Origin of the sequence: Streptomyces sp. NPDC101132, assembly GCF_044759225.1 — a bacterium.
GTDB lineage: Bacteria > Actinomycetota > Actinomycetes > Streptomycetales > Streptomycetaceae > Streptomyces.
Genome location: NZ_JBIVYX010000014.1, coordinates 100100 through 123791 on the forward strand (window position 1 = coordinate 100100; position 23692 = coordinate 123791).

Consider the following 23692-nt stretch of genomic DNA (forward strand, 5'->3'; position numbering starts at 1 on the left):
CCTCAGCCCCGTGCGGGGGCCTCGGCCGCTGCCGCGGCGTCCGGGCGGCCCTCGACGAGCGTGCCCGTGAGGTGGTCGTACGCCGTGTGGGTGTGCAGGCGGACGCCGGTGACGAGGGTGGCGTCGTCCGCGTAGAAGCCGGGGTGGTGGTTGGTGACCAGGCCCCGGCCGCCGGGTACCGGGACGGGCGTGCCCTGCGCGTCCAGTTCGGCGTCCTGGACGCCGAGCATCACGTACAGCCCGCCGTACCGTCCGACCAGCTCGGACACGTCGTCGTAGCCCATCGTCGGCGAGGTCTCCCGCACCCGCCCGGGCCCGACGACGCGCCGCAGCGTCGGCAGCGCGGCCGTCATCCACCCCTCGGTGTTGTGCACGGGCGGCACGTCCTGGAGGTAGTCCACCGTCGCGGTGCAGGAGTAGGCGGCCGCGGAGTGCTCGACGAGCCGGGTGAGCCGCTCCCGCACGGCGCCCATGTCGGACTCCACGGCGCAGCGGATCGTGCCCCACAGGGTGACGGTCTCGCCGATGATGTTGAACCGGCCGACGTCCTCGACGTGCCCGATCGTGACCGTGACGGCGTCGAAGGCGCGCACCTGCCGGTAGAGCTGCCCGATCCCGGTCAGGACCGCGCCGGCCGCCGGCATCGGGTCGATGCCCTGCCAGGGGGTGGACCCGTGCACCTGCCGGCCGGTGATCACGATCCTGACCAGGCAGGACGCGGCGTACTGGTTGCCCACCCGGTACCCCACGTACCCCTTCGGATAGGGCGTGACGTGCATCCCGAAGGCCATGGTCGGCTCCGGATCCGCGAACGCGCCCTCCGCCACCATCTGCCGCGCCCCGCCCGGCTCGGTGACGGGCGGGCCCCTCCTCGGCGGGCTGGAAGACGAACAGGGTGGTGCCGGGGAGCCGTTCGCGCATCCCGGCCAGCACGGTCGCCGCGCCCATCAGCATGGCGGTGTGGCAGTCGTGCCCGCACGCGTGCGAGACGGGGAAGGGGCCGCCGGGGTAGTCCGGGTCGACCACGGCCGACGCGAACTCCACCCCGCTGAGGTCCTTCACCGGCAGGGCGTCCATGTCGGCCCGCAGCGCGGCCACCCGCTCCCCGGGGAGCCCGCCGCGCAGCACGCCGACCACGCCGTGCCCGGCGATCCCGGTCCGCACCTCGTCGAGCCCGAGCGCGCGCAGGTGGTCGGCGACGTACCGGGCGGTGCCGGCCTCCCGGTTGGGCAGCTCGGGGTGCCGGTGCAGGTGGTGCCGCCAGGCGACCACGTCCGCGGCCGCCTCCGCGGCCCGCCGGTCCAGTTCCGCGTACACCGTCTCGTCGTCGCCCATGCGCGCCCTCCGTCCGTCCGTACGCCTGCTCGCACCCGCCCTCGGGGTGCGGACGGCAGCCTACGGACCCCGCCCCGCACCCGGACCCGGATGTCCCGCCGACCGCCGGCTCAGCCGAGGTCGGCCGGCCAGTGCGGATCCTCCCAGCGGGCCGGACCCGTCAGCCCGAGCAGCCGGGCGCGGTGGAGCACCTCCTCGTGGCCGGGCGTGCCGCGCAGCCGGGCGGGCACGTGCCGGACGAGCCAGCCGCGGAGTTCGGTGCGCAGCGCGTCCTCCTCCTCGTCCTCCCAGGGCCGCCAGGGGAGTTCGTCACGCAGCAGGTCCCAGTCCCACCCCCGCACCACCTCCGCCAGGTGACGGTCCGCCACGGGGCCGTCCAGCGCCTCCCAGGCCGCGAGCCACGGGGTGAGGGTGCCGGACGCCTGGGCGCACACGACCAGCGCCTCGTGCGCCGGGTACGGGGACTCCGGGTCGGTCAGCACCCGGGCCCACCACGCGTGCAGGAACTCCCACACCACCGTCGCCTGCCCGGCGGGCCAGTCCCGCCACCCGCCGCGCGCGAAGGACGTGCCGACGTTCTGCCGGCCGACGAGGTCGACCCGTCCCGCGGCGAGCTCCCGCGCCAGCTGGGGCAGGATGCGCCGCAGCACCGCGCCGTGGTCGTCCCAGTCCGGCGCGCACCAGGTCCGGTCCAGGAGGTCGCCGTCGAGCTCCACGTCCGGCACCTTCAGCAGCGCGAGTTCCTCCGCGCTGCCCCAGTGGCAGTCGCACTGGGTCTCGTCGGCCCGGGCGGTCATCCCCCGGAACGTTTCGGCGACGCGGTCCAGCGCACGGCCGAGGGAGGGCGGCGGCGGGGGAGTGGACGGGGGGTTCATCGGCGTCACGCCTTCTCAGGACTCCGGCGGGCTGCCGCCGGCCGAAGATCGCCACCCTACCCGCCGCTCAGCGGCGAGCGAACACCCTTTCCCCCGGCCGCGTCCCCCACCACAGTGGTGATCATGCCGAAGATCCGGACCGTCGCGGTCCTCTCCGACGTCCACGGCGTGCTGCCCGCCCTGGAGGCGGTGCTCGACGAGCCGGACGTACGGGCCGCCGACCGCATCGTGCTCACCGGCGACATCGCGGCGGGCCCGCAGCCCGCCGAGGTCCTCGACCTGCTGACCGGTCTCGGCGACCGCGCGCTCCGGATCGCCGGCAACGCCGACCGCGAACTCGTCGAGTATCGCCGCGGGCAGCGCGACACCATCCCCGACCCGATCGCCCCCTGGGCGGCGGAGCAGCTGCGCGAGGACCACCTCACCCTGCTGGCCGCCCTGCCCCGCTCGCTGACCCTCCCGCTGGACGGCCTGGGCGAGGTGCTCTTCTGCCACGCCACGCCGCGCGACGACGAGGAGACGGTGCTGGTGGACTCCCGCCCGGACCGCTGGCGGGAGGTCCTCGCGGGTGTCGATCCCGCCGTGCGGACCGTCGTACTCGGCCACACCCACATGCCGTACGTACGCCTCGCCCACGGCCGGCTCGTCGTCAACCCCGGCAGCGTCGGCATGCCGTACGGCCGCACCGGCGCCCACTGGGCCCTGCTGGGCCCCGGCGTCGCGCTGCGCACCACGGACTTCGACGCCGACGCCGCCGTGGCGAGGCTGACCGGGGACTCCGCGTACCCCGGCATCGCCGGCTGGGCGGACGCGTACCTCCGCACCCCACCGACCGACGCGGCCGCGCTCGCGGCCTTCGGCCCGCGCGACGGCCGCGACGCACCACCCGACCGGGAGACCCGCCCGTGCCACTGAGGACCCGCCCATGCCGCCTGAGGACCCGCCCATGCCACTGACGACCCGCCCGTTCCCCCTGAGGACCCGCCCATGCCGTTGAGGACCCGTACGCTGCGCCTCGGCCTGTACGCCGACGCCGAAGGACTGGAGTGGACCGTCGGCCTCGTCGAGGACGCGGTACGCGCGCGGACCGCCCGGCTCGTCGACACGACGGTCGCCCACACGCTGCCCGGGGGCCAGGTGACGACGGCCGAGATGTACGACGTCCTGGCGGACCAGTGGGCCTGGGAGCACCCCGGCCAGGACCCGGGCACCCGTGAGCCGGTGGAGCTGCGGGTCCGGCTCGTCTGCTCGCTGCGCACCTGGCGCGCCATCCGCACGACCGTGCTCCGCACGATGTGCCCGCCGGCCACGGAACCACACGCCTGCCGCGTTCCGTGGTTCGCCTGAATTCCACGGTCGGACCGGCCACCGGATCCGCGCGGCCGGTTTCGCGCCCCGCACGAGGAACCGGCAGGCCGGTCAGCCCATCTGACAAGGCGTCGCACACGAGCCACGCGAGGGATGGACGGATGTCTGGTACGGGGAGCGGGAGCTGGCGCGGTGCGGGGCGGCGGCCCCGGCCGGTCGAGGCGGCCTGGCGGCTGACCCTCGCGGCGTGCGCCGGTGAGGCGGTGGTGTGGGTGCTGGGCGCGTTCGTGGTCGAGCCGACCGGGCTGGACGACATGACCGCGGCCGTCGGGGCCGGTGCCGCCGCCCGGCAGCTGGCCCTGTCCGGCGCGGTGTCGGGCGTACTCCTGGCCGCCTGGATCACCGTGGCCGCGTACGTACGGGCGGGCCGGGCCTGGGCCAGGATCGTGCTCACCGCCGCGGCGGCCGTCGCCCTGTCGGCCCGGGCCACCGACCTCGGCATGGCCGGGACGGTGCCCGGCGGCTGGGCCTTGCTCGCCGCCCTCCCCGACCTGCTCGGCGCGGCCGCCGTCGTACCGCTCCACCTGCCGACCGCCCACGCCCACTTCCGGCACCACCCGCCCGCCGGCACGGCTTGACGGTACGTCAGGACAGGTCAGGCGAAGGCCTCGACGACCAGGTCGGCCAGCAGCGCGCCCGCCTTCGCGTCCGGGTCGAGGTCGGGATCGTAGATGGTCACGTTCAGGCCCACGCACCGCGGTGAACCGACCAGCACCCGCAGCAGGCCGGCGAGTTCGGCCGGCAGCAGGCCGCCCGGATCGGGGCTGTCGACGGCCGGCATGACGGCCGGATCCAGCACGTCCGCGTCCAGGTGCACCCAGAACCCGTCGGTCACGGGCGGGTGCAGCCCGTTCAGCGCGGCCTCGGCCACCGCCGCCGCCCCGCGCTCCCTGATCTCCCCGACCGTGGCCGCGGTGATGCCCGCGGCGCGCAGCTCCGGCAGGTCCCCGTCACCGTCGCGCAGGCCGAAGAGGCGTACGTCCTCGTCGCGCAGGTACGGGCCGAGGCCCTCCAGGTCCGAGAGGTCGGACTGACCGCGGCCGGTGGCGAGGGCCAGCTCCTCGCCGCCGGCCGCGCCGACGGGGCCGTTGACCGCCTCGTTGCCCGGGTGGCGGAAGTCCGCGGAGCCGTCGATCGCCGCCAGCCCGTACCGGCCGAGCCGGCGCATGGCGAGGGACGCGCCGAGCTGGATCGAGCAGTCGCCGCCGAGGACCACGGGGAAGTCGCCCGCAGCAGCGCCTCGATCCGGTCGGCGAGCGTGACGGTGTACGCGGCGAGGGGCCCGGCGTGGAACACGCCGTCCCCCTCCCGCCAGTCACCCCGGTCGTAGCGCGGCGGCACGACCACCCCGCCCTCGACGGCACCGAGCCGCCGCAGCAGCCCCTGCTCGCGCAGCGCGCCGGCCAGCTTGTACACACCGGGCACGGCCCCGGGCACGGGCGGCCGGAGCCCGAGGTTGGACGGGGCGTCGAGAAGAACGATGCGTCGCATCCCCCCATCCTCCGCCAACGCCCCTCCCCGCCGCGCGGCTCCCGGCAAAGGAGGCGGCGGTACGGGGCGTAGGCACCGGCCACCCGGGCACAGCGCCCCACGCCCCACCGGGATGGCACCACCCCCACCCCACCGCCGCCCCCGAGCCCCCCACCTGCCCAGCACCGCGCGCCTCGGCGCCCCCCGGCACCCGCGAGCGGGACCCTCCCCGCCGCACCGCCGCACCGCCGCACCGCCGTTGCGCCTGCGGCCTGCTGGCCCGTGCTGGGCAGAGGCGCGGGTCCGGCGGCGTCCGCCGTTCTCGCCTGCCCGCCGGGCGGACGAGTACGCCGTGCCGGCGTGGCCCCACCCGTCGCCGGCCGGCAGCAGGTGCGTTGGGCGAGCCCCGCGTCCACACGGGTTCCGCCACGCCCCCGCCACCGCACCCGGCTGAACTCTGTCGTCCGCCTCCCGTCCCCTGCGACCATCCGGCCATGACCAGGTTCCTCACCCGTACCGCTGTCGCCCTCACGCTGGCCGCCGCGGTCACCGCCCTGACCCTCCCCGTGGCCCAGGCCCGTCCCATGCCCGTCTGCCCGAACTGCATCGACGTCCAGCCGGCCTCGTCCGAGGACGGCGGCAGGTGGGGCACCATGCGCACCGCCGACGCGTCCCCGGACGGCTGGGGCCAGGACTTCCCCGACGGCGACACCGGCCCGGCAGGCGCTGCCTGACCTGCCCCGGGCCCATCCCGAGCCTGAGCCAGGCTCGGCAGGGGGGAGGGGCGATGGCCGCACGCGGCGGCCCGGGCCGCTCCCCGGGTGTCTTGGGCGCTACCGTTGCCGCGATCCGCGGCCTTCGTGCGGTTGCCGGCCCCGGCGAGCGGTGCTGGTGCTCCGGGCCGGCCCGGGAACGGGTCGCGGTGTGCGCGGGCACACCCGCAGCCCGGACGGGCCGCGACCTCCGGCGGTGTCGCCCCACCGAGGCCGCAGCCCGGACGGGCCGCGACCTCCGGCGGTGTCGCCCCACCGAGGAAACCGGTCCGGCGCCGTGGCGGTCGCGCGCGGATCGCGGTGCGGCGCATCCGGCTGACCGGCGTTGTGCCGTTTCCCCTGAGACCGCCGACGCCCAGGGCGTCGCGCCCCTGCCTGCCCTGGCTTTTCCCCGGCCTCCCGGCTGCCCCTCACCGCATCCTGCCCGTGCCCGTGCCCGTGCTGCTGCTCGCCGGGAGCGCCGGCTGTGGCCCCGGAAGCAGGCGCGGGCGAGGTCGGGCACGCTCCGCGGGCGGGGGGCCGGTCGGCGTACCCGGCGCCGGACGCTTCGCCCAGAGCCGCCGAGCCGCGTAGCCGTACAGCCGCGGAGCCGCACCGGTGAAGGCACCCGCGCCGCCCGGCAGTTCCTCCTCTGCCGACCCCGCGAACGACGGCACGCCGGCCCGGCCGCACACCCGCGGACCGATCTTGGTCCGAACGGCAGACAGGCGCGGGATTGGAACGTACGCTCGGGCGGCATGACGTGGCGTTCGAGTGTGAACCAGAAGTTGGCGCAGCTCACCGGTTATGAGCTGCGCAAGGCCCGCCCCGCGGGGAAGGCGACCCCGACCCCCAAGGCGGCCCCGAAGCCGGCGGCTCCGAAGCCGGCCGGACTCCGCTTCCCGGCGGACTACGACGACGGGGCCAAGGAGATCATCACCGCGGTCAAGCCGTGGACGATGACCTCGGTCGAGCGCCTGAACGCGCTGGTGCAGTCCGTCCGTTACATCACCCGGCACGAGCTGCCCGGTGACATCGTCGAGTGCGGAGTCTGGCGCGGCGGCAGCATGCAGGCCGTGGCCCGCACCCTGCTGTCCCTGGACGTCACCGACCGCGAGCTGTACCTCTTCGACACCTTCGAGGGCATGACCGAGCCCACCGAGGAGGACAAGCGCGTCGACGGCGCCAGCGCCGCCGACCTGCTGGCCACCCAGGGCAAGGACCGGCCGATCTGGGCGCTGGCCACGCTGGACGACGTACAGGACGGCTTCTCCCGGATCGACTACCCGGCGGAGCGGCTGCACTACGTCCAGGGCAAGGTCGAGGACACGATCCCCGAGCAGGCGCCGGAGCAGATCGCGATCCTCCGCCTGGACACCGACTGGTACACCTCGACCAAGCACGAGCTGGAGCACCTCTACGACCGGCTCGTTCCGGGCGGCGTCCTGCTGCTGGACGACTACGGGTACTGGCAGGGCTCCCGCCAGGCCGTGGACGAGTTCCTGGAGGAGACGGGCGCCCGGCTGCTGCTGACCCGCATGGACGAGGGCCGCATCGCCGTGAAGCCCTGACCGGACCGGTCCCTGACGGACCGGTCCCCGACCGGTCCGGGTCCCTGCCCCATACGGGTCCTCCGTCCGGGTCCCTGCCCCGTACGGAGGACCCGCCCGCTCCGGTGGCCGCCGGACCCCGCCCCCGCACGCGGGAGTGCGCGAGAGTGGGGGAGTGGAACTGGAGTCGGCGGCCGCCGAACTGTACGGGCTGGACCCGGCCGGGTTCACCGCCGCCCGGGACGCGATGGCCGCCCGGGCGCGGCAGGAGGGCGACCGCGCCCTGGCCAAGCGGATCGCCGCCCTGCGCAGGCCGACGGCGGCGGCGTGGGCCGCGAACCTCCTCGCCCGCCGCAGGCCTGGCGAGGCGGAGCGGCTGGTCGAGCTGGGCCGCGCCCTGGGCGAGGCGCAGCGGACGCTGGCGGGGCAGGAGCTGCGGGAGCTGTCCCACCAGCGGCACGTACTGGTCACCGCCCTCGCGCGGGACGCCGCCGCGCTGGCCGCGGAGGAGGGCCGGCCGGTCTCGGAGCCGGGCCTGCGGGAGATCGAGCAGACCCTCCACGCGGCCCTGGCCGACCCGGAGGTCGCCCGGGAGTGGCTGGCCGCCCGCCTGGCCAGAACCCCGCCCCCGCCGGCAGGCTTCGGCATCGAACCGGACCCCACGGCGGTACGAGCCCTCCGCCCGCCCGAGCCCGAGCCCGAGCCCGACCCCGCCGCGGCCTCGGCGGCGGAGCCGGGGGCTGCGGTACGCCCCCGCCGCCCGCCGAGCCCCGCCCAGCCGACGGCCCCGCATCCTGCCGCGGCCAGCTCAGGCCCGCTGGAGCAAGCCCCGCGGACAGATCCGGACACGGCCGCGGCACGCCCCCGCCAGCGACCGAAGCCCGCCCAGCCGACGGAACCGGATGCTGCTGCGGTACAGCCCGGAGGCCCCTCGGCCACCCGCCGGGCAAAGCCCGAATCCGCCTCGGAGCGGAAGCCGGCCCCGGCACGGGCCCGCCGCTCGGCTGAGCCTGTCCCTGAGCCGGAGGCCCCCGCGTCCGCCCCCGACCCCGCGCATGTGCGTGCCCTTGAGCAGGCGCAGGAGGCTGCCGACGCGGCAGCCCGGGAGGCCGAACGCGGCCGGCAGGAGCTTCGCGACGCGGAAGAGGAACTCCGCCGGACCAGTACGGCGCTCAGGGAACGCCAGGAACAACTGGCAGAGGCGGAGCGCCACCTCGCGGAAGCCCGCACCACGGCGGACCGCGCCGCGACCCAGCACCGCGAAGCCGCCCGCACCGCCCGCACCGCACGGAAGGAGGCGGACAAGGCGGCCCGCACCCTCGCCCGCCTGCAGGCACGCGGGCAGACCTGAACGCAGGAGGGACCCAGGCGCCCGCCGGCTGTCAGCGGGAGCCTGACTGTCACGCGTCGCCCGGCCGGCGGTCGGCCGTGGCCGGCTGGCGGCCGGAATCGCCCCGGTCAGAGGCCGCGTCCCGAGGCCGGCTGGCCGCCGCCACTCGGCCGTCGAGTCGCGCCCCCTTCGGTTGCCTTGCAATCTGCCCACGGCCTGGGTCTCGTGGCTGCCCGAGCCACCGTCGTGGGCCCGGTGTCCTGTACGGGACCTGGCCGTCGCCGTGCAAAGGTCGTCGGCCGAGCGGCAACAGGCGCGGCCTGGGCCCGGGGGAGTGACCCTGGCCGTTGCCGGCCGAGGTGGCCGGCCGTTGGCGGCTGCGGCCGGTGTGCGGGCCCGCAGCCTTGGCGTCCGCTGCCCCTGCATGGTCGGCGTTCGGCGCCCGCCGAAGGCGGTCGGCCCGTGCTGACGAGCCTCGCTGTCCCGGGCGGTGGTCAGTCGATCAGGATGCCCGGGTTGAGGATGCCCGCCGGGTCCAGGGCGTGTTTGGCGGCGCGCAGGGCGGTGGCGAAGGGGGCCGGGCGCTGGAGGTCGTACGCCGGGCGGTGGTCGCGGCCGACCGCGTGGTGGTGGGTGATGGTGGCCCGGTGCCGGTGCAGCACGTCGTTCGCCACCGCCTTGAGGTCGTCCCAGAGGGCCACCTCGTCGCCGGGCCGCCCCGCTGCCAGCACGGTGAAGTACGGGGCCGCCCCGTCGGGGTAGACGTGCGTGAGGCGGCAGTTGACGGTCGCCGGGTGGCCCGTGGCCTTCCGGGCCGCCGCGCCGACCTCGGTGCGGACCGCCTCGATCAGCCCCGGGATCCGGTCCCAGGTGGCCGCCGTCTCGAAGGTCTCCGCGACGGCGCCCATCCGGGCCAGCCCGTCCCGCAGGTACGGCATCCGGAGGAACGCCGAGCGCCAGGCGTCCACCGCCCCGTCACCGGTTCCGTCCGGATTCCGTTCCCCGGCCCTCGCCCGGCTCCCGCCCGCCGTGCCGCTCCCGGCCCCCGCCCGGCTCCCGCCTCCCGCCCCGCCTCCGCCCGCCGGCGACGCCCCGCCCCCCGCCACGGACGCCCCGCCCCCCGGCGTGCCGTCCGCCCGGCCGCCCTGGGAGCGGGCCAGGTCGAGTGCCTGGGCCAGCCGGGACGTGACCGGTGAGTGGGCCGACTCGAAGCCCAGGACCAGTACGGCGCTGCCGTCGTGAGAGGCGCCCGACAGGGCCGCCTCGCCGGCGTCCAGCAGGCGGCAGTTGGCCGGCATCAGACCGGACTGGGCGATCAGCCGTACGGCCTCCAGCGCGGCGTGGAAGTCGGCGAAGTCCACCGCCGCGGAGGCCTTGTGGACGGGGCGTTCCTGGAGCCGCACCCACGCTTCCGTGATCACCCCGAGCGCGCCCTCGGAACCCAGGAACAGCCGGTCGGGCGACGGACCCGCCCCCGAGCCGGGCAGCCGCCACGACTCGCTCACGCCGGCCGGGGTGACCACCCGCAGCGACTGGACGAAGTCGTCGATGTGCGTGGGCCCGGTGGCGTAGTGCCCGCCCGCCCGGGTGGCGAGCCAGCCGCCCAGCGTGGAGAACTCGAAGCTCTGCGGGAAGTGCCGGAGCGTCAGCCCGTGGGGCCGCAGCTGGGCCTCCAGGGCCGGGCCGAGCGTGCCGGCCTGGATACGGGCCGCCCGGCCGAGCTCGTCCACCTCCAGGACCCGGTCCATCGCGGTCAGGTCGAGGGACAGCACGGCGCGGTGGGCGTCACCGCGGTACTCCACGCCACCGGTCACCGAGGACCCGCCCCCGTACGGCACCACCGCGACCTCGCGTTCCGCGGCCCAGTCGAGCAGGTCCGCCACCTCCCGCTCGTCCCGCGGGCGGGCCACGAGGTCCGGGACGCGCCCGGGCCGGCCGCGGAGGGCGCGGACGACGTCGCGGTAGGCCTTCCCCATGGCGTGGGCCGCGCGGTCCCCGGGGTCCGTGCGGACCACGTGCGCCAGGGCGGCGGGCGGCTCGACGGCGGGGGCCCCGATGCGCAGGTCCGCCACGCGCGGCACCGGCAGCGGCCGGGCCAGCGTGCCCGGGAGCAAGGCGCCCATCGCGACGCACTCGGCGTCGTCCGGGTGGGCGTCCGTCCACCCCCAGCCCCACCAGGAACGGGTGCGTGAGGTGGGCTGCGTCGCGGTGCCTGCCATGGCTGTCGCTCCAGGGATAGCAGTAACTTACCTAGCGGTAAATTACCTACTGATAATATCGCCGCATGGCAACCCCCCGATCCAGAGCCGGCACCAAGGGCGTCCCCCGCCGGGACCGCGAACAGCAGATCCTCGCGGCCGCCACGCAGGAGTTCGGCACGCACGGCTACGCGGCGGCGTCACTCGCCGCGATCGCCGCCCGCGTGGGGGTCACCAAGACGCTGCTGCACCAGTACTTCGGGACCAAGGAGGACCTGTACGTCGCCTGCCTGACGCCGGTCGGCGACCGCCTCGTGGCGGCGATCCGCACCGGCATGGGCGACCGCGGGACGGGGCCGGGCACGCCCCTGCGCGTGCTGCGCGGGATCTTCGACGCCCTCGAAGGGCAGCGGGAGGCGTGGTTCGTGCTGTACGACACCACGCTGCCGCCCGGCGGCGAGGCCGCCCGCCGGGCCGCCGCGTACTGGTCCGCCGTCGACGCCATGGCCGCCGGCGGTACGGCCGACCTGCTGCGCGCCACCGGATCGGCGGACCCGCTGGACGCCGACGCCCTCAAGTACGTCTGGCGCGACCTGGTCGCCACCCTGGTGCGCTGGTGGGTCAAGCACCCCGAGGAGTCCTCCGAGGCCATGGCCGCGCGCTGCGCCCGCCTCTTCGCCGCAGCCGCCGCGCTCACCCCGACCTGACCGCGCGCCCGCCCGGCCGGGCGGGGGGAAAGGGCACGGCGGCGGGCGGATCCGCCGGGGATCCCGGGCGGGTCCGCCGCGTGACCGGACGGTCTCTTTCCGCAACGCGATTGGCGGAGGCCGCCGCGTGGAACCCGTCACTGCATGACCGAAGGTGCGAGCCCGTTCATCTCAAGCCCGAGGGTCACCGTTCTGGGAGTGCAGAGCGGTGACCCGCCCTTCCGCATCGTCGAGGTCGACGGAGAGGTGGTGGGGACGGCCAGGTCCATGACGGACGTGATCCTCATCGCCGCGGAGGCGGGGGTCCACATCCACGACCTCGACGACCTGGAGACCGTCCGCTGGGTGGGAGGGGGCAAGTTCACCTGGCAGCTCCACCACTTCTGACCGCCCGGGCTCAGGGGCCCGCGTTGAGCTCCGCCACGATCGAGGCGGGCGTGTGCCCGCTGTTGTCCGACAGCCGGTGGAAGTCGACCGAGACGTAGTTCGGGTCGCGGCCCCCGGTGGCGGTCCGGCACTGCCCGGCGATGCGGTCCCGCAGCTTCGCCCCGTTGTCGAGGGCGGCCGTGAGGACGGTGGGCACGTTGCGGTGGTGGCTCATCGTGAACAGCCGCCGGAAGCCCGGCTCCCGGCGGTCCAGCGGCACGTCGGCCCAGCGGGTGACGCAGGCCAGGTCGTTGCCGAGGTCGCCGAGGCTCCAGTAGTTGCTGACCGTCCACGACCTGTCGTACATGACGCCCAGGTGCTCGCGGTCGGGGCGGTCCGAGAAGACCAGCAGCCGCTTGCCCGCCGTGACAAGGTCGGCGACCCTGGGCCAGCCCCTCTCCCGTACGCCCCAGTCGTCGGCCCGGAACAGCAGCTCGTTCAGCCCGCGGACCCGGCCGAGCGAGTTCTGCAGCTGCCCGGCGCTGACGTAGTCCTCCAGGAAGACGGTCACGACCTCCTGGGGGTGGGTGGCGAGGAAGTCCACCACCGTCTGCATGGTGCCGTGGAACGACTGCCGGGGCAGGGCGTACGTGGCTCCGGCGAAGGTCTTGCAGTCGCCGTGGCACAGGTACACGTCGCTCGGGTAGCAGTCGCTGCCGAAGCTGATGATGCACAGCCAGGTGCTGCGCTCGTACCAGTGGGTGTCCAGGCTGAGGCCGCGCACCCCGTTGTCGAGCTGGGCGCGCACCGACTCGGACTGGTTGACCGAGCTCCAGCGGGAGTCCTCGTAGTTGGTGAAGGCGTTGTGCGTGGTCAGGAAGGCCACCTCGTCGAGCCGGCGGTCGCCCCAGCGGGCGGAGGCGGGGCCGGCGGCCGCCCGGGTGGCGGAGTCGGCCGCGGCGGTGGCCGCGGTGGCCGCGGTGGTCGCCGGGCCGGCCGCGGCGCGGGAGCCGGCCGGGGCCGGGGCGGCGGTCGCGGAGGCCGCCGTACCGAGCAGGGCCAGCAGCAGGAGGCACACGAGGGCGCGCAGGCCGCGGCGGCCGCGATGCCGCCCGCGCGAACGCGCTCGTAACATGTCCATGACAATCATGCCGGGAGGTTACCGCGCGGTACCCGCGTCCCGCTGCCCCCGCGCAGTGCCTTCCGCCGATGCCGCCCGCGCCCCGTCGACCGCTCCTTCGCCCGCCCCTTCGCGGGCTGCCTCGCGGTGTCCCGAGGGGACACCGGCACCACCCGGAAATCAGGATGCCCCGCCGCCCGCCGGCTGACATGCTCACGGACATGTCACCCCGCAAGATCCGCCCCAGCCTCTACATCTCCGTCGACATCGAGGCCGACGGCCCCATCCCCGGCCCCTACTCCATGCTCAGCCTCGGCGCCGCCGTCGCCGGCCGGCAGGACGTGGACGGGTACGTCCCGGCCGACCCCGAGCGGCATACCTTCTACCGTGAGCTGCGGCCGGTGAGCGACGAGTTCGTACCGGAGGCGCTGGCCGTCAGCGGTCTCGACCGGGAGCGGCTGCGCACCGCGGGCACGCCGCCCGAGGCGGCCCTGCGCGCGTTCAGCTCGTGGGTGCGGCGGGTCTCCGAGGGCGCGCAGCCGGTGATGTGCGGCTACCCGGCCTCGTACGACTGGACCTTCCTGTACTGGTACCTCATCCGGTTCACCGGGGAGAGCCCCTTCGGACACTCGGGCTGCCTGGACATGAAGACCCTCTACGCCGCCAAGGCCGGGCTGCCGCTGCGGTCGGTGGCCAAGGGGACGATGCCGCGCGAGCTGCTGTCCCGGCGGCGGCACACCCACCACGCCCTCGACGACGCGATCGAGCAGGCGGAGCTGATGAGCAACCTGATGCTGTGGCGGCCGGAGGCCTGATCACCCGACGGGCCCGCTGCGGGGGTGCCCCGCGGGGCCTGCGGCCACAATGGAGGCATGGCCTCCGAGGTACCCCCCGGCATCCCCGGCCCGGACCCCGCTCCCACGGACACCTCGCCACCCGCCGGGGGAGGGCCCGACCGGTCCGACGGCCTGCGCGCGGCCGACGACCGGTACGCCGCCGCCTCGGACGGAGCCCGGGACGAGGCCCCGGACGCAGCCCGGAAGGCGATCCCGGACGACGCCCGGAGCGCCGCCGCGTACGGCAACCACGGCGCCCACGACGCCTCCCCGGACGACGATCCGCCCGACACCTCGGGCCGCACCGAGGAGGGCCTCGCGCGCTGGCTGCTGCGCGCCGTGCTGGCCGACCCCGGCCACCTCCCCGAGATCCTGGCCTCCTTCGCGTCCCGCCGGCTCGGGAGCGCCGCGGCCCGCACGGTCGCCAAGGTCCGCGCCGACCACCCGGACGCGGGCGCGGAGGAACTGCGCGGCATGGTGGCGAGCCGGGGCCGGCGGATCGTGGTCACCGAGGGCTCCTTCGTCGGCGGCCCGTTCATCGTGGTGATCCCCTTCGCCTTCTGCGCCGCCCTGCTGGCCCAGCTGCGCATGTGCCTGGAGCTGGGCGCGTTGGCCGGCCGCCCCGCCACCTCCCCGGACCGGACCGCCGAACTGCTCGTGATCCAGGGGGTCTACCCCGACATCCCCGCGGCCCGTGCGGCCCTGGAGAAGCTGGCGGCGCGCACGGACCGCGACGGCGACCTGTCGCCGCCGCCCGGGCCGCGGCCGTCCCGGGTGGCCGCCCTGTGGTCGCTCGTCAAGCGCATGGCGTACCTGCTGGGGCTCCTCGGCCCGGAGGAGGACACCTCCCGGCTGATCGTCAAGATCGGCCGCTGGGTGCTGGTGGGCCTGGTCTTCCTGGTGGGGATGGTGGCCCCGCTGGTCTGGATCCCGTACCTCGGGTGGTCCTACCACCGGTCGACGGGGGAGCTGGCGGCGCGCACGGTGGCCTTCTACGGCGCGGCGACGCCGGCCGAGGCGGCCGAGGCGGTCGCCGAGGTCCATCCGACGGCCGCCGACCCGGGCATGGTCGCGGCCGCCCTGCGGACCCTCTCCTCGCTGCTGGTGCCGGTCGGCGCCGTGATCCTGGTCTTCGTGGCCGCCGTCGACGACTCGCGCTGGCCGCTCGCCGCCGTGACGGTGACCGTGCTGTCCCTCGCCGTCGGCGCCATCTGGTACGTGCGCCACCGCATGCGCCACCGCCGTCCCTCCCACGACTGAGCACGCGGACGGACGGCGGGGCCAGGACGGGGCGGGACGGGTCGCGAAGGGGCGGGAAGCGGCGGAGCCGGGCGGGTGCCCTAGAGGCTGAGCGCGTCCTCCGCGTTCGTCACCCAGGGGGTGACCGAGTTCTTGTCGGGGGACACGTACAGGCCCGGGGTGGACGCCTTGAGGGGGGTCTGTACGAGGTCGGACGAGGTGTCCATGGTCATGGCGATCCAGTCGACCGTCCTGCCCTTCCCGTCGGGCGCGCCGCCCATCAGGCCGGCGTACGCGGACGCGCCCGGGGCCAGCTCGAAGGCGTCCTCGATGTCCGGAGCCGTGCCGCGCTGCGTGGCCTGCCCGTCCAGGTCGCCGAAGGTGACGACGGGGTGGCCCAGGACCCGGCAGGGCTGGGCGCTCTTGTTGGTGACCTTCAGCAGGTGGCTGCCGGTCGTGGGCTCCGCCAGGCTCGCGGTGAACTTCACGTCGAAGGTGCTGCACGGGAAGACGTCGTCGGGGTCGGCACTCCCGCCGCCGGTCGGCGCCGGCGCCGTGGTGGACGGCGGCGTGGGCTTCGCGGAGGCCGTCGGTGCGGTGGAGGGGGAGGCGGAGGCGGACGCGCCCGGGCCGGTGCCCGGCGTCTTCCCGCCGCCCGAGGCGTCGTCCTGCGAAGGGCCGCAGGCCGTCAGGGCGAGGGCGGACACGGCGGTGAGGACGACGGCGGCTCTGCGTACGGTGCTCATGATGCTGTCCCCCGGGGTGAGGAGCGCGGGAGTGCGCTGGGCGTGGCACCAGCGTCCCGGAGAAGCTTCACGGCTCTGTGACGGCGCCTTCCCGAATCCACCACGGACCGGCCCGCGGCCGCCCCGGCCGTCCCCGCCGCCTCGCACCACCCCACGGCCTCGCACCACCCCCCAGCCGCCGCTCGCCCCCGCCCGCACGCCCGCAACCCTCAGAACATGGTGTTGCCGTTCAGGGACGTCGGCGGGACCACCTGGAGCACGTCCCAGTGCTCCACGATCCGGCCGTCCTCGTCGAAGCGGAAGATGTCGATCCCGGCGTACTCCTCCTCGGGCCACGCCTGGTGGCAGTGGAGCACGACGTGGTCGCCCTCCGCGAAGGCCCGCTTGAACACCACCCGCTTGCCCGGGTACTCGGCGGCCATCCGCTCGAAGTACGCGACGAACGCCTCCTTGCCGTCGCCGACGTGCGGGTTGTGCTGCGTGTACGTGCCGCCGACGTACCGTTCGACGGCCTCGGCGGGCCGGCACTGGTTGAACATCAGCTCGTAGAACGCCATCGCCGTGGCCTTGTTGCGCACCGGATCGCTCATGGCGTCACCGTACGGGCGGAGCCGGGCCCCCGCATGACGAACCCGGGAGGCGGGCCGCGTGCGCCGGCCGGGCTCAGAGCACCGGCTGCACGTCCCCCGTCGTGACCGACCGGCCGTGGGCGCCCGCCGCCAGGTCGCCGGGCGGGATGCCGGGGTGGTGCCGCAGGCCGTCGCCCTCGCCGTCCGGCCCGCCGAGCGCGATCCGCGACACGATCCGGTAGCGGTCGCCGCGGTACACCGACTGGACGTACTCGACGGGCCGCCCCTCCCGGTCCGTGGTCAGCCGCTCGAACCGCAGGGCGGGGGAGTGCGCCGGTACGCCGAGCAGCCGGGCCTCCCGGTCGCCCAGCACGGTCGGCTCGATGGCCTGGACGGCCTCGTGGACGCGTACGCCGTGCCGCGCGCCCAGCAGTTCGTAGAAGTCCCCGCTCTCCATGTCGCCCGGTGCCAGCCCCGGCACGAGCGCGGCCGGCACGTGCAGGTGCTCGATCGCCATCGGCTCGCCGTCCACCAGCCGCAGCCGCGCGATGTACGCCACCTCCTCGGCCGGCGGCAGCCGCAGCCTGCGCCCCAGGGCCGTCCCCGCCGGCACCGTGCCGAACTCCAGCACCGTGCTGGCCCAGCTGCCGCGGGCCCGGGGCAGGCTGAAGCCCGGTTCCGTGCCGGCCGGCGCCAGCTCCTGAGTGATCTTGGGCCGGGCGACGAACATGCCCCGGCCGTGCTCGCGGACCACCAGGCCCGCGGCCACCAGGTCGTCCACCGCCGCGCGCACCGTGGGCCGCGACACGCCCAGTTCCGCGCAGAGCGCGCGCTCCGACGGCAGGGCGGCCCCCGGTCCGCCGGACTCCGCCAGGCCGCGCAGGTGGTCGCGTACCCAGATCCGCTTCGGAACCGGACCTCCGGGTGCCTCGGCCATGTTCCCGTCCCCTCGTCTACCCCGTGCGGATGACCAGACCAGCTCGGCGATGTTACCAGTTGGCCGACCGGTCCCCGCAAGCTTCCGTAGCCCGCAAATACCTTGTTCAAAAGGGCAGTTGAGGGAAGAGGGGCGGCGCTCCGACACCTTGACGGACCACCGGGCCTGTGTCACTTTCCTTACCAGTTGCTGGCCAGTTGGCGTACTGGTCGGGGAACTGGTCAATGACGCAGCCCCCGCAGAGGAGGACCCCGTGAGCCTGGTGAGCCCGTCCCGTCCGCTCCCGGCCCACGGCGGAGCCCTCCCCGCCCTCCTGCCCGCGCCCCGCCACCTCGCCCGCACGCCCGGGCACTTCACCCTCACCCGGGGCACCGCCGTACGCGCCGAGCCCGCCGCACAGCAGGCCGCCGCCCTGCTGCGCACCCTGCTCGGCCCGGCCACCGGCCTCCCCCTCCCGCCCGCGGCCGACGGTGCTCTGGCCCTCGCCCTCGACCCCGCGGCACACCCGTCGCTGGGAGCGGAGGGCTACCGCCTCGGCGTCCGGCCCGACGGCGTACACCTGCTCGCCGCCCGGCCCGCCGGGCTCCGCAACGCCGTCCAGACCCTCCGCCAGCTGCTGCCCCCGGCGGCGCTGGCCGACCGCCCCGCCGCCCCCGGCACCGCGTGGACCCTGCCCTGCGTGGAGATCACGGACCGGCCCCGGCACGCCTGGCGCGGCCTGATGGTCGACACCGCGCGCCACTTCCAGCCACTGGACCGGCTGCTGCGCACCGTCGACCGGATCGCCCTGCACAAGCTGAACGTCCTGCACCTGCACCTCACCGACGACCAGGGCTGGCGGCTGCCCGTGGACGCGTACCCCCTGCTGACCGAGGTGGGCTCGGTCCGCGCCGGCACCGCGCTCGGTCCGCCGGGCTCCGGGCGCCGGGACGGCCGGCCGCACGGCGGCGCGTACACCAAGGCCGAGCTGCGGCGGCTGGTCGGGTACGCGGCCGAGCGCGGGGTCACGGTCGTCCCCGAGGTGGAGATGCCCGGCCACTCCCGGGCCGCCCTCGCCGCCTATCCCCACCTCGGCAACCACCCCGGCCGCAGGCTCGACGTGTGGACCGAGTGGGGGATCTGCGACACCGTGCTCGGCGTCCACGACGCCGCCCTCGACTTCTGCCGGACGGTGCTCGACGAGACGATGGACCTCTTCCCTGCCCCGTACGTCCACCTCGGCGGCGACGAATGCCCCACCGGGGAATGGGAGTCCAGCCCCGCCGCCCGCGCCCGCGCGGCGGCGCTCGGCCTGCCCGGCCCCCGCGCCCTGCGCGGCTGGTTCCTCGGCCGGGCCGGGGCCCACGTGCTGGCCGCCGGCCGGCGCCCCGTGTGCTGGGCCGAGGACGACACCCACGCCCTGCCGCCGGGGGCCGCCCTGCCGCCCGAGTTCGCCCTGATGGCCTGGCGGGACGCCCGGCACGGCCTGGCCGCCGCCCGGCGCGGCCACGAGGTGGTGATGGCCCCGCACCGCTCCACGTACCTGGACTACCCGCAGTCGGACCGCCCCGGCGAGGCGCCCGGCCAGCCCGGCGCGGTGGTGGACCTGGCCGCGGTGTACGCCAACGACCCCGCGCCCGCCGCCTGGCCGGCCGAGCACGCGGCACGCGTCCTGGGCACCCAGGCCCAGCTCTGGACGGAGTACGTCACCACCGCCGACCGGTACGACCGGCTCCTCTGGCCCCGGCTCTGCGCCCTCGCGGCCCGGGCCTGGAACCCGGACGGCGACTACCGGCGGGACTTCCTCCCCGCCCTGGCCGCCCACCGCCCCCGCCTGGCCGCGCTCGGCATCGACGGCCGGGCCACCTGACCCGCGGGCCCGCACCGCGCGCGACTGCCCCACCCCGCACGACCGCCCCCTCGGCACGCCCTCCACCCGCCCCACCCGCACAGCCTCACCACCGGCACCACCCGCCCCACCCACACAGCCACACCACCCGCACGACCACCCCATCCCACCGCACCACCCGCACCCACAGGTTCCGTTCCGCGCCCCCACCGAAAGGGAATCCCGTGTCCGACCGCCCCCGCCGCAGCGGCAGGCTCGCCCTGGCCGCCGCCCTCGCCCTCCTCTCCGGCACCGCAGCCGCCGGCCTCCTGGCCGCACCCGCCTCGGCCGCCGCCGACGCGCTCAGCGTCCAGTACCGCACCAGCGCAGGCGGAGCCACCGCCGACCAGTCCGAGCCCTGGCTCCAGATCACCAACACCGGCTCGACGACCGTCCCCCTCAGCCAGGTGCGCCTCCGGTACTGGTTCAAGGCGGACGGCCCCGCCGTCACCTACCGCTTCGCCTGCTCCTGGGCGGTGAAGGGCTGTGCCCACATCACCGGAACCTTCGGCACCCCCGACCACCCGACCGCCACCGCCGACCGGTACCTGGAGATCGGCTTCACCGCGGGCGCCGGCTCCCTCGCCCCCGGCCAGTCCACCGGCGACATGCAGCTCCGCTTCCACCGCACCGACTGGCAGCCGCTGACCCAGTCCGACGACTACTCCTTCGGCCCCGGCCGCACCTCGTACGCGGACTGGGACAAGGTCACGCTCCAGTCGGGCGGCACCCCCGTCTGGGGCACGGCCCCGGCCGGCAACGACCCGACCACGCCCCCCACGACGCCCCCGACCACCCCGCCGACCACACCTCCCACCACCCCGCCGGCGGACCCCGACGCACCCGTCCTCTTCGACGACTTCACCTACGCTTCCAGCGCCGACCCGGCCCTCGCCCGCAACGGCTGGACCGTCAAGTCGGGGCAGGGCGGCCCCGGCGTCCCGGGCGCCACCTGGTCCCCGCAGGACATCACCTTCCCCACCGCCGGGGGCAGCACCGTGATGAACCTCCGCCTCACCACCGACGGCACCGCCGCCGGCACCCGCGAGACCGAACTCCAGACCACGGCGCGCAAGTTCAAGAACGGCACCTATGCCGCCCGGGTCCGCTTCGACGACACCCCGTCCGGCGGCCCCGACGGCGACCACGTCGTCCAGACCTTCTTCGCGTTCACCCCGCTGAACGCCCCCATGGACCCCGCCTACAGCGAGCAGGACTTCGAGTACCTGCCCAACGGCGGCTGGGGCGAGCCGGCCAACATCATGTACGAGACCACCTGGGAGACCTACAACCCGGACCCCTGGAACGCCGTCAACACCCACGGGGAGCAGCGCGCCTCGCACGACGGCTGGCACGACATCCAGTTCACCGTCGACGGCACCGCGGTCACGTACTGGGTCGACGGCCGCGTGGTCGCCACCCACGGCGAGCCCTACCTGCCGGAGACCCCGCAGTTCATCGACTTCAACCACTGGCTGATCGACCTGGCCGGCCAGACCTCGGCCACCCCGCGCTCGTACGACGAGCAGGTCGACTACGTGTACTTCGTCAAGGACCGGGTCCGCACCCCGGCCCAGGTCGCCGCCGAGGTCGCGGCCCTGCGCGCGGCGGGCACCGCCTTCCGGGACACCGTCCCGAACAGCTGACCACCGTCGGGTCTCCCTCCGATCGATTTCCGCCGAATCTGCCATTCCGGCCCCACGGGGGCGGCGGCTCAGTAGCTTGAGCCGGGCAGGTTCCGGTGGGGGAGCGCACCTCTCCCACCGCGGACGCGAACAGAGCACCAGAGGGAGTGGACGAATTGGCGAACGTGGAAGTCTCCTTGAAGGAGGCGATGACCTCGATCGAGGGCGCACTGGGCGCGGCCCTGGTGGACTACACCAGCGGCATGGCCCTGGGCACCCTCGGCGGGGGCAAGGACCTCGACCTGTCGGTCGCCGCGGCGGGCAACACCGACGTGATCAGGGCGAAGGTCCGCACGATGGAGATGCTCGGCCTCCGGGACGAGATCGAGGACCTGCTGATCACCCTCGGCGGTCAGTACCACCTGATCAGGCTGCTCAAGGGCAAGTCCGGGAGCGGCCTGTTCCTGTACCTGGTCCTCGACAAGGGCAGGTCCAACCTGGCCATGGCCCGGCACCAGCTGCGCCGCATCGAGGCCGCCCTGGAGGTCTGACAACGGCTCGCAACGGCCCACGCATGCCCACTGGTTGAAGAATTCTTCAATTCGGCAGATCCAAATCTGGCCAAGTGTGGGCATGCGAGGGCCGTCGGGACGCGACGATGGGACGAAAGACCGCAGGCGGCAGGGCATGGGCCGGGCCCGGCCGTGGTCGGGCGACAGCAGGAGCACTCGTGGGCATGCAGGTACCGCTGTACCAGGCGAAGGCGGAGTTCTTCCGGATGCTCGGGCACCCGGTCCGCATCCGCGTCCTGGAACTCCTGCAGGCGGGACCCATGCCGGTGCGCGATCTCCTCGCGGAGATCGACGTCGAGCCCTCCAACCTGTCCCAGCAGCTCGCGGTCCTGCGCCGGTCGGGCATCGTCGTCTCCACCCGGGAGGGCGCCACGGTCAGTTACGCCCTCGCCGGCGGCGACGTCGCCGACCTGCTGCGCGCAGCCCGCCGCATCCTCACCGAGATGCTGGCGGGCCGCACCGAACTGCTCGCCGAGCTCCGCCAGACGGACCCGCGCCCGCAAGGGCATCCGGACCCGCATGCGGAGCCGCACCCGCACCCGGTCACCGTGCCCGGCAGGGCCTACCGGAAGTGACCGGGGTGCCGGGCGGCCCGGCCGCGGTGTCAGGGCCGCAGCCAGGCCGCCGTGTCCTGCGGGAGCCGGCTCCGCCCGTCGAGGGGGTCGCTGCTCAGCAGGAGTTCCGCGTGGGCGGGCAGTGCGTACGGCTCGGGTGAGAGGTTCACCGCGCACACCAGGCCGTCGGGCCGTGCGAAGACCAGCACCCCGGCCGGCGAGGGCAGCCACCGGAGCTCCCCGGCCCCGAACGCCCCGGCCCCGCGCCGCAGCGCGAGGGCGGCCCGGTACAGGCTCAGCATCGAGCCGGGATCGGCCTCCTGGCGGTCGGCCGCGTACGCACCCCAGTCCGCCGGCTGCGGGAGCCAGGGCGTCCGCCACGGCTCCGCCGTCCACGGCAGCGGCACCCGGCAGCCGTCCCGGCCCGGGTCACGGCCCCCCGACCGGAAGTGCATCGGGTCCTGGATCCGGTCCAGCGGCACGTCCGCCTCGGGCAGGCCCAGCTCCTCGCCCTGGTACACGTACACCGACCCCGGCAGGGCCAGCGTGAGCAGGGCGGCGGCCCGGGCGCGCCGGGTGCCCAGCACCGGGTCGGTCGGGGTGCCGAAGGCCTTGGCGGCGAAGTCGAAGCCCGTGTCGGCGCGGCCGTACCGGGTGACGGTCCGCGTCACGTCGTGGTTGCAGAGCACCCACGTCGCGGGCGCGCCCACGGGCGCGTGCTCGGCCAGGGTGTCGTCGACGGCCGCGCGCAGCCGCCCGGCGTCCCAGGGGCAGGCCAGGAAGGCGAAGTTGAAGGCGGTGTGCAGTTCGTCGGGGCGCAGGTAGCGGGTGAACCGCTCGGTGTCGGGCAGCCAGACCTCGCCGACGAAGACGCCCCCGTACTCGTCCGCGACGGCCCGCCACGACCGGTAGACCTCGTGCAGCTCGTCGCGGTCGATGTACGGGTGCTGCTCGGGCCCGCTCCAGGGGCCGGCCGGACGGCCGGCCAGGTCGGGCAGCGCCGGGTCCTTGGCCAGCAGGGCCGCGGAGTCGATGCGCACGCCGGCCACGCCCCGCTCGAACCAGAACCGCAGCACGTCCTCGTGCTCGCGGCGGACGGCGGGATGGGCCCAGTTGAGGTCGGGCTGCTGCGGGGTGAAGAGGTGCAGGTACCACTCGCCGTCGGGGACCCGGGTCCAGGTGCCGGCGCCGGCGAACTGGGACGGCCAGTCGCCGGGCGGCAGCCCGCCGTCGGGCCCGCGGCCGGGCCGGAAGTGGAAGAGCTCCCGCTCCGGGGACCCGGGACCGGCGGCCAGTGCCGCCCGGAACCACGGGTGCCGGTCGGAGACGTGGTTGGGGACGATGTCGACGATGGTGCGGATGCCCAGGGCCCGGGCCTCGGCGATGAGCTTCTCGGCCTCGGCGAGGGTGCCGAAGGCGGGGTCGATGGTGCGGTAGTCGGCCACGTCGTACCCGCCGTCGGCCAGCGGGGAGAGGTACCAGGGGGTGAACCAGAGGGCGTCGACGCCGAGCGCGGCGAGGTAGGGGAGGCGGGCGCGGACGCCGGCCAGGTCGCCGGTGCCGTCCCCGTCCCCGTCGGCGAAGCTGCGGACGTACACCTGGTAGATCACCGCGGTGCGCCACCAGTCGGGGTCGTTTTCGGGCAGGGCGGAGGCAGCCACGGGCGTTCCTTTCGC

21 protein-coding genes and 2 pseudogenes are annotated in these 23692 nt (G+C 75.4%); 14 read left to right on the forward strand and 9 right to left on the reverse strand.

From position 1 onward, the window contains the following. Positions 1 to 2 precede the first annotated feature (2 nt). Positions 3 to 1335: pseudogene (locus ACIQUR_RS28230) on the reverse strand (M20 family metallopeptidase). 110 nt (positions 1336 to 1445) lie between these two features. Then, positions 1446 to 2210: a hypothetical protein gene (locus ACIQUR_RS28235; protein WP_403669942.1), complete on the reverse strand. Its 765-nt coding sequence runs from the start codon at positions 2208 to 2210 to the stop codon at positions 1446 to 1448. Between the two features lie 123 nt (positions 2211 to 2333). On the opposite strand from ACIQUR_RS28235, the gene ACIQUR_RS28240 reads away from it, so the two are divergent. The 3 genes from ACIQUR_RS28240 to ACIQUR_RS28250 all read left to right on the forward strand — a co-directional run bounded on the left by ACIQUR_RS28240 (position 2334) and on the right by ACIQUR_RS28250 (position 4156). Beyond that, positions 2334 to 3125 (forward strand): metallophosphoesterase family protein, encoded by a 792-nt coding sequence (locus ACIQUR_RS28240; protein WP_403669945.1) that lies wholly within the window; start codon positions 2334 to 2336, stop codon positions 3123 to 3125. Positions 3126 to 3197: 72 nt separating this feature from the next. Beyond that, positions 3198 to 3557 (forward strand): hypothetical protein, encoded by a 360-nt coding sequence (locus ACIQUR_RS28245; protein ID WP_403669948.1) that lies wholly within the window; start codon positions 3198 to 3200, stop codon positions 3555 to 3557. Between the two features lie 122 nt (positions 3558 to 3679). Next, the gene (locus tag ACIQUR_RS28250) at positions 3680 to 4156 is read left to right on the forward strand and encodes a hypothetical protein (protein WP_403669951.1); all 477 of its coding nucleotides are present in this window, start codon (positions 3680 to 3682) and stop codon (positions 4154 to 4156) included. A gap of 17 nt (positions 4157 to 4173) precedes the next feature. On the opposite strand, the pseudogene ACIQUR_RS28255 reads toward ACIQUR_RS28250, so the two are convergent. After that, positions 4174 to 5069, reverse strand: a pseudogene (locus tag ACIQUR_RS28255) (arginase family protein). Between the two features lie 473 nt (positions 5070 to 5542). Between ACIQUR_RS28255 and ACIQUR_RS28260 the strand changes: the two are divergent. From ACIQUR_RS28260 to ACIQUR_RS28270, 3 genes are all read left to right on the forward strand, one after another. Beyond that, entirely contained in the window at positions 5543 to 5782 is a 240-nt protein-coding gene (locus tag ACIQUR_RS28260) for a hypothetical protein (RefSeq protein WP_403669954.1), read from the forward strand. 776 nt (positions 5783 to 6558) lie between these two features. Beyond that, positions 6559 to 7371, forward strand: coding sequence for a TylF/MycF/NovP-related O-methyltransferase (locus ACIQUR_RS28265; protein ID WP_403669957.1), 813 nt, complete (start codon positions 6559 to 6561; stop codon positions 7369 to 7371). Positions 7372 to 7525: 154 nt separating this feature from the next. Continuing rightward, positions 7526 to 8701, forward strand: a complete 1176-nt coding sequence (locus tag ACIQUR_RS28270; RefSeq protein WP_403669960.1) for a hypothetical protein — start codon at positions 7526 to 7528, stop codon at positions 8699 to 8701. A gap of 473 nt (positions 8702 to 9174) precedes the next feature. Here the strand turns inward: ACIQUR_RS28270 and ACIQUR_RS28275 are convergent, their stop codons facing one another. Further along, on the reverse strand, positions 9175 to 10899 hold the full coding sequence (locus ACIQUR_RS28275) for an FAD-binding oxidoreductase (protein WP_403669963.1): 1725 nt from the start codon (positions 10897 to 10899) through the stop codon (positions 9175 to 9177). A gap of 65 nt (positions 10900 to 10964) precedes the next feature. On the opposite strand from ACIQUR_RS28275, the gene ACIQUR_RS28280 reads away from it, so the two are divergent. Beyond that, a complete protein-coding gene (locus ACIQUR_RS28280; RefSeq protein WP_403669965.1) occupies positions 10965 to 11585 on the forward strand; it encodes a TetR/AcrR family transcriptional regulator in 621 nt (206 codons plus the stop codon). A 144-nt stretch (positions 11586 to 11729) separates the two neighbouring features. After that, complete coding sequence (locus tag ACIQUR_RS28285; protein WP_403669968.1) at positions 11730 to 11972, forward strand: hypothetical protein; 243 nt, start codon at positions 11730 to 11732, stop codon at positions 11970 to 11972. Positions 11973 to 11982: 10 nt separating this feature from the next. On the opposite strand, the gene ACIQUR_RS28290 is transcribed toward ACIQUR_RS28285, so the two are convergent. Next, the gene (locus tag ACIQUR_RS28290; protein WP_403669971.1) at positions 11983 to 13092 is read right to left on the reverse strand and encodes a PI-PLC domain-containing protein; all 1110 of its coding nucleotides are present in this window, start codon (positions 13090 to 13092) and stop codon (positions 11983 to 11985) included. Positions 13093 to 13292: 200 nt separating this feature from the next. Between ACIQUR_RS28290 and ACIQUR_RS28295 the strand changes: the two genes are divergently transcribed. Together ACIQUR_RS28295 and ACIQUR_RS28300 are read left to right on the forward strand one after the other, a co-directional pair. Continuing rightward, a complete protein-coding gene (locus tag ACIQUR_RS28295; protein WP_403669974.1) occupies positions 13293 to 13886 on the forward strand; it encodes a 3'-5' exoribonuclease domain-containing protein in 594 nt (197 codons plus the stop codon). A gap of 57 nt (positions 13887 to 13943) precedes the next feature. After that, positions 13944 to 15167, forward strand: coding sequence for a hypothetical protein (locus ACIQUR_RS28300; RefSeq protein WP_403669977.1), 1224 nt, complete (start codon positions 13944 to 13946; stop codon positions 15165 to 15167). A gap of 80 nt (positions 15168 to 15247) precedes the next feature. Here the strand turns inward: ACIQUR_RS28300 and ACIQUR_RS28305 are convergent, their stop codons facing one another. From ACIQUR_RS28305 to ACIQUR_RS28315, 3 genes are all read right to left on the reverse strand, one after another. Continuing rightward, on the reverse strand, positions 15248 to 15892 hold the full coding sequence (locus tag ACIQUR_RS28305; RefSeq protein ID WP_403669978.1) for a DUF4232 domain-containing protein: 645 nt from the start codon (positions 15890 to 15892) through the stop codon (positions 15248 to 15250). Between the two features lie 209 nt (positions 15893 to 16101). After that, positions 16102 to 16482, reverse strand: a complete 381-nt coding sequence (locus ACIQUR_RS28310; protein WP_403669981.1) for a nuclear transport factor 2 family protein — start codon at positions 16480 to 16482, stop codon at positions 16102 to 16104. Positions 16483 to 16555: 73 nt separating this feature from the next. Next, positions 16556 to 17398, reverse strand: coding sequence for a GntR family transcriptional regulator (locus ACIQUR_RS28315; protein WP_403669984.1), 843 nt, complete (start codon positions 17396 to 17398; stop codon positions 16556 to 16558). Positions 17399 to 17660: 262 nt separating this feature from the next. Between ACIQUR_RS28315 and ACIQUR_RS28320 the strand changes: the two genes are divergently transcribed. From ACIQUR_RS28320 to ACIQUR_RS28335, 4 genes are all read left to right on the forward strand, one after another. Next, on the forward strand, positions 17661 to 19247 hold the full coding sequence (locus ACIQUR_RS28320) for a beta-N-acetylhexosaminidase (protein WP_403670179.1): 1587 nt from the start codon (positions 17661 to 17663) through the stop codon (positions 19245 to 19247). A 203-nt stretch (positions 19248 to 19450) separates the two neighbouring features. After that, positions 19451 to 20911, forward strand: a complete 1461-nt coding sequence (locus ACIQUR_RS28325) for a cellulose binding domain-containing protein (RefSeq protein WP_403669986.1) — start codon at positions 19451 to 19453, stop codon at positions 20909 to 20911. A 155-nt stretch (positions 20912 to 21066) separates the two neighbouring features. Next, a complete protein-coding gene (locus ACIQUR_RS28330) occupies positions 21067 to 21441 on the forward strand; it encodes a hypothetical protein (protein WP_403669989.1) in 375 nt (124 codons plus the stop codon). A 185-nt stretch (positions 21442 to 21626) separates the two neighbouring features. Beyond that, positions 21627 to 22037, forward strand: coding sequence for an ArsR/SmtB family transcription factor (locus tag ACIQUR_RS28335; protein ID WP_403669992.1), 411 nt, complete (start codon positions 21627 to 21629; stop codon positions 22035 to 22037). 29 nt (positions 22038 to 22066) lie between these two features. On the opposite strand, the gene ACIQUR_RS28340 is transcribed toward ACIQUR_RS28335, so the two are convergent. Then, positions 22067 to 23677 (reverse strand): glycoside hydrolase family 13 protein, encoded by a 1611-nt coding sequence (locus ACIQUR_RS28340; protein WP_403669995.1) that lies wholly within the window; start codon positions 23675 to 23677, stop codon positions 22067 to 22069. Positions 23678 to 23692: the final 15 nt, after the last annotated feature.

Excerpts from the sequence above, each read along its gene's own strand:
- ACIQUR_RS28235 (WP_403669942.1), bottom strand. The coding sequence starts at position 2,210 with ATGAACCCCCCGTCCACTCCCCCGCCGCCGCCCTCCCTCGGCCGTGCG.
- ACIQUR_RS28240 (WP_403669945.1), top strand. The coding sequence starts at position 2,334 with ATGCCGAAGATCCGGACCGTCGCGGTCCTCTCCGACGTCCACGGCGTG.
- ACIQUR_RS28245 (WP_403669948.1), top strand. The coding sequence starts at position 3,198 with ATGCCGTTGAGGACCCGTACGCTGCGCCTCGGCCTGTACGCCGACGCC.
- ACIQUR_RS28250 (WP_403669951.1), top strand. The coding sequence starts at position 3,680 with ATGTCTGGTACGGGGAGCGGGAGCTGGCGCGGTGCGGGGCGGCGGCCC.
- ACIQUR_RS28260 (WP_403669954.1), top strand. The coding sequence starts at position 5,543 with ATGACCAGGTTCCTCACCCGTACCGCTGTCGCCCTCACGCTGGCCGCC.
- ACIQUR_RS28265 (WP_403669957.1), top strand. The coding sequence starts at position 6,559 with ATGACGTGGCGTTCGAGTGTGAACCAGAAGTTGGCGCAGCTCACCGGT.
- ACIQUR_RS28275 (WP_403669963.1), bottom strand. The coding sequence starts at position 10,899 with ATGGCAGGCACCGCGACGCAGCCCACCTCACGCACCCGTTCCTGGTGG.
- ACIQUR_RS28280 (WP_403669965.1), top strand. The coding sequence starts at position 10,965 with ATGGCAACCCCCCGATCCAGAGCCGGCACCAAGGGCGTCCCCCGCCGG.
- ACIQUR_RS28285 (WP_403669968.1), top strand. The coding sequence starts at position 11,730 with ATGACCGAAGGTGCGAGCCCGTTCATCTCAAGCCCGAGGGTCACCGTT.
- ACIQUR_RS28290 (WP_403669971.1), bottom strand. The coding sequence starts at position 13,092 with ATGGACATGTTACGAGCGCGTTCGCGCGGGCGGCATCGCGGCCGCCGC.
- ACIQUR_RS28295 (WP_403669974.1), top strand. The coding sequence starts at position 13,293 with ATGTCACCCCGCAAGATCCGCCCCAGCCTCTACATCTCCGTCGACATC.
- ACIQUR_RS28300 (WP_403669977.1), top strand. The coding sequence starts at position 13,944 with ATGGCCTCCGAGGTACCCCCCGGCATCCCCGGCCCGGACCCCGCTCCC.
- ACIQUR_RS28305 (WP_403669978.1), bottom strand. The coding sequence starts at position 15,892 with ATGAGCACCGTACGCAGAGCCGCCGTCGTCCTCACCGCCGTGTCCGCC.
- ACIQUR_RS28310 (WP_403669981.1), bottom strand. The coding sequence starts at position 16,482 with ATGAGCGATCCGGTGCGCAACAAGGCCACGGCGATGGCGTTCTACGAG.
- ACIQUR_RS28315 (WP_403669984.1), bottom strand. The coding sequence starts at position 17,398 with ATGGCCGAGGCACCCGGAGGTCCGGTTCCGAAGCGGATCTGGGTACGC.
- ACIQUR_RS28335 (WP_403669992.1), top strand. The coding sequence starts at position 21,627 with ATGCAGGTACCGCTGTACCAGGCGAAGGCGGAGTTCTTCCGGATGCTC.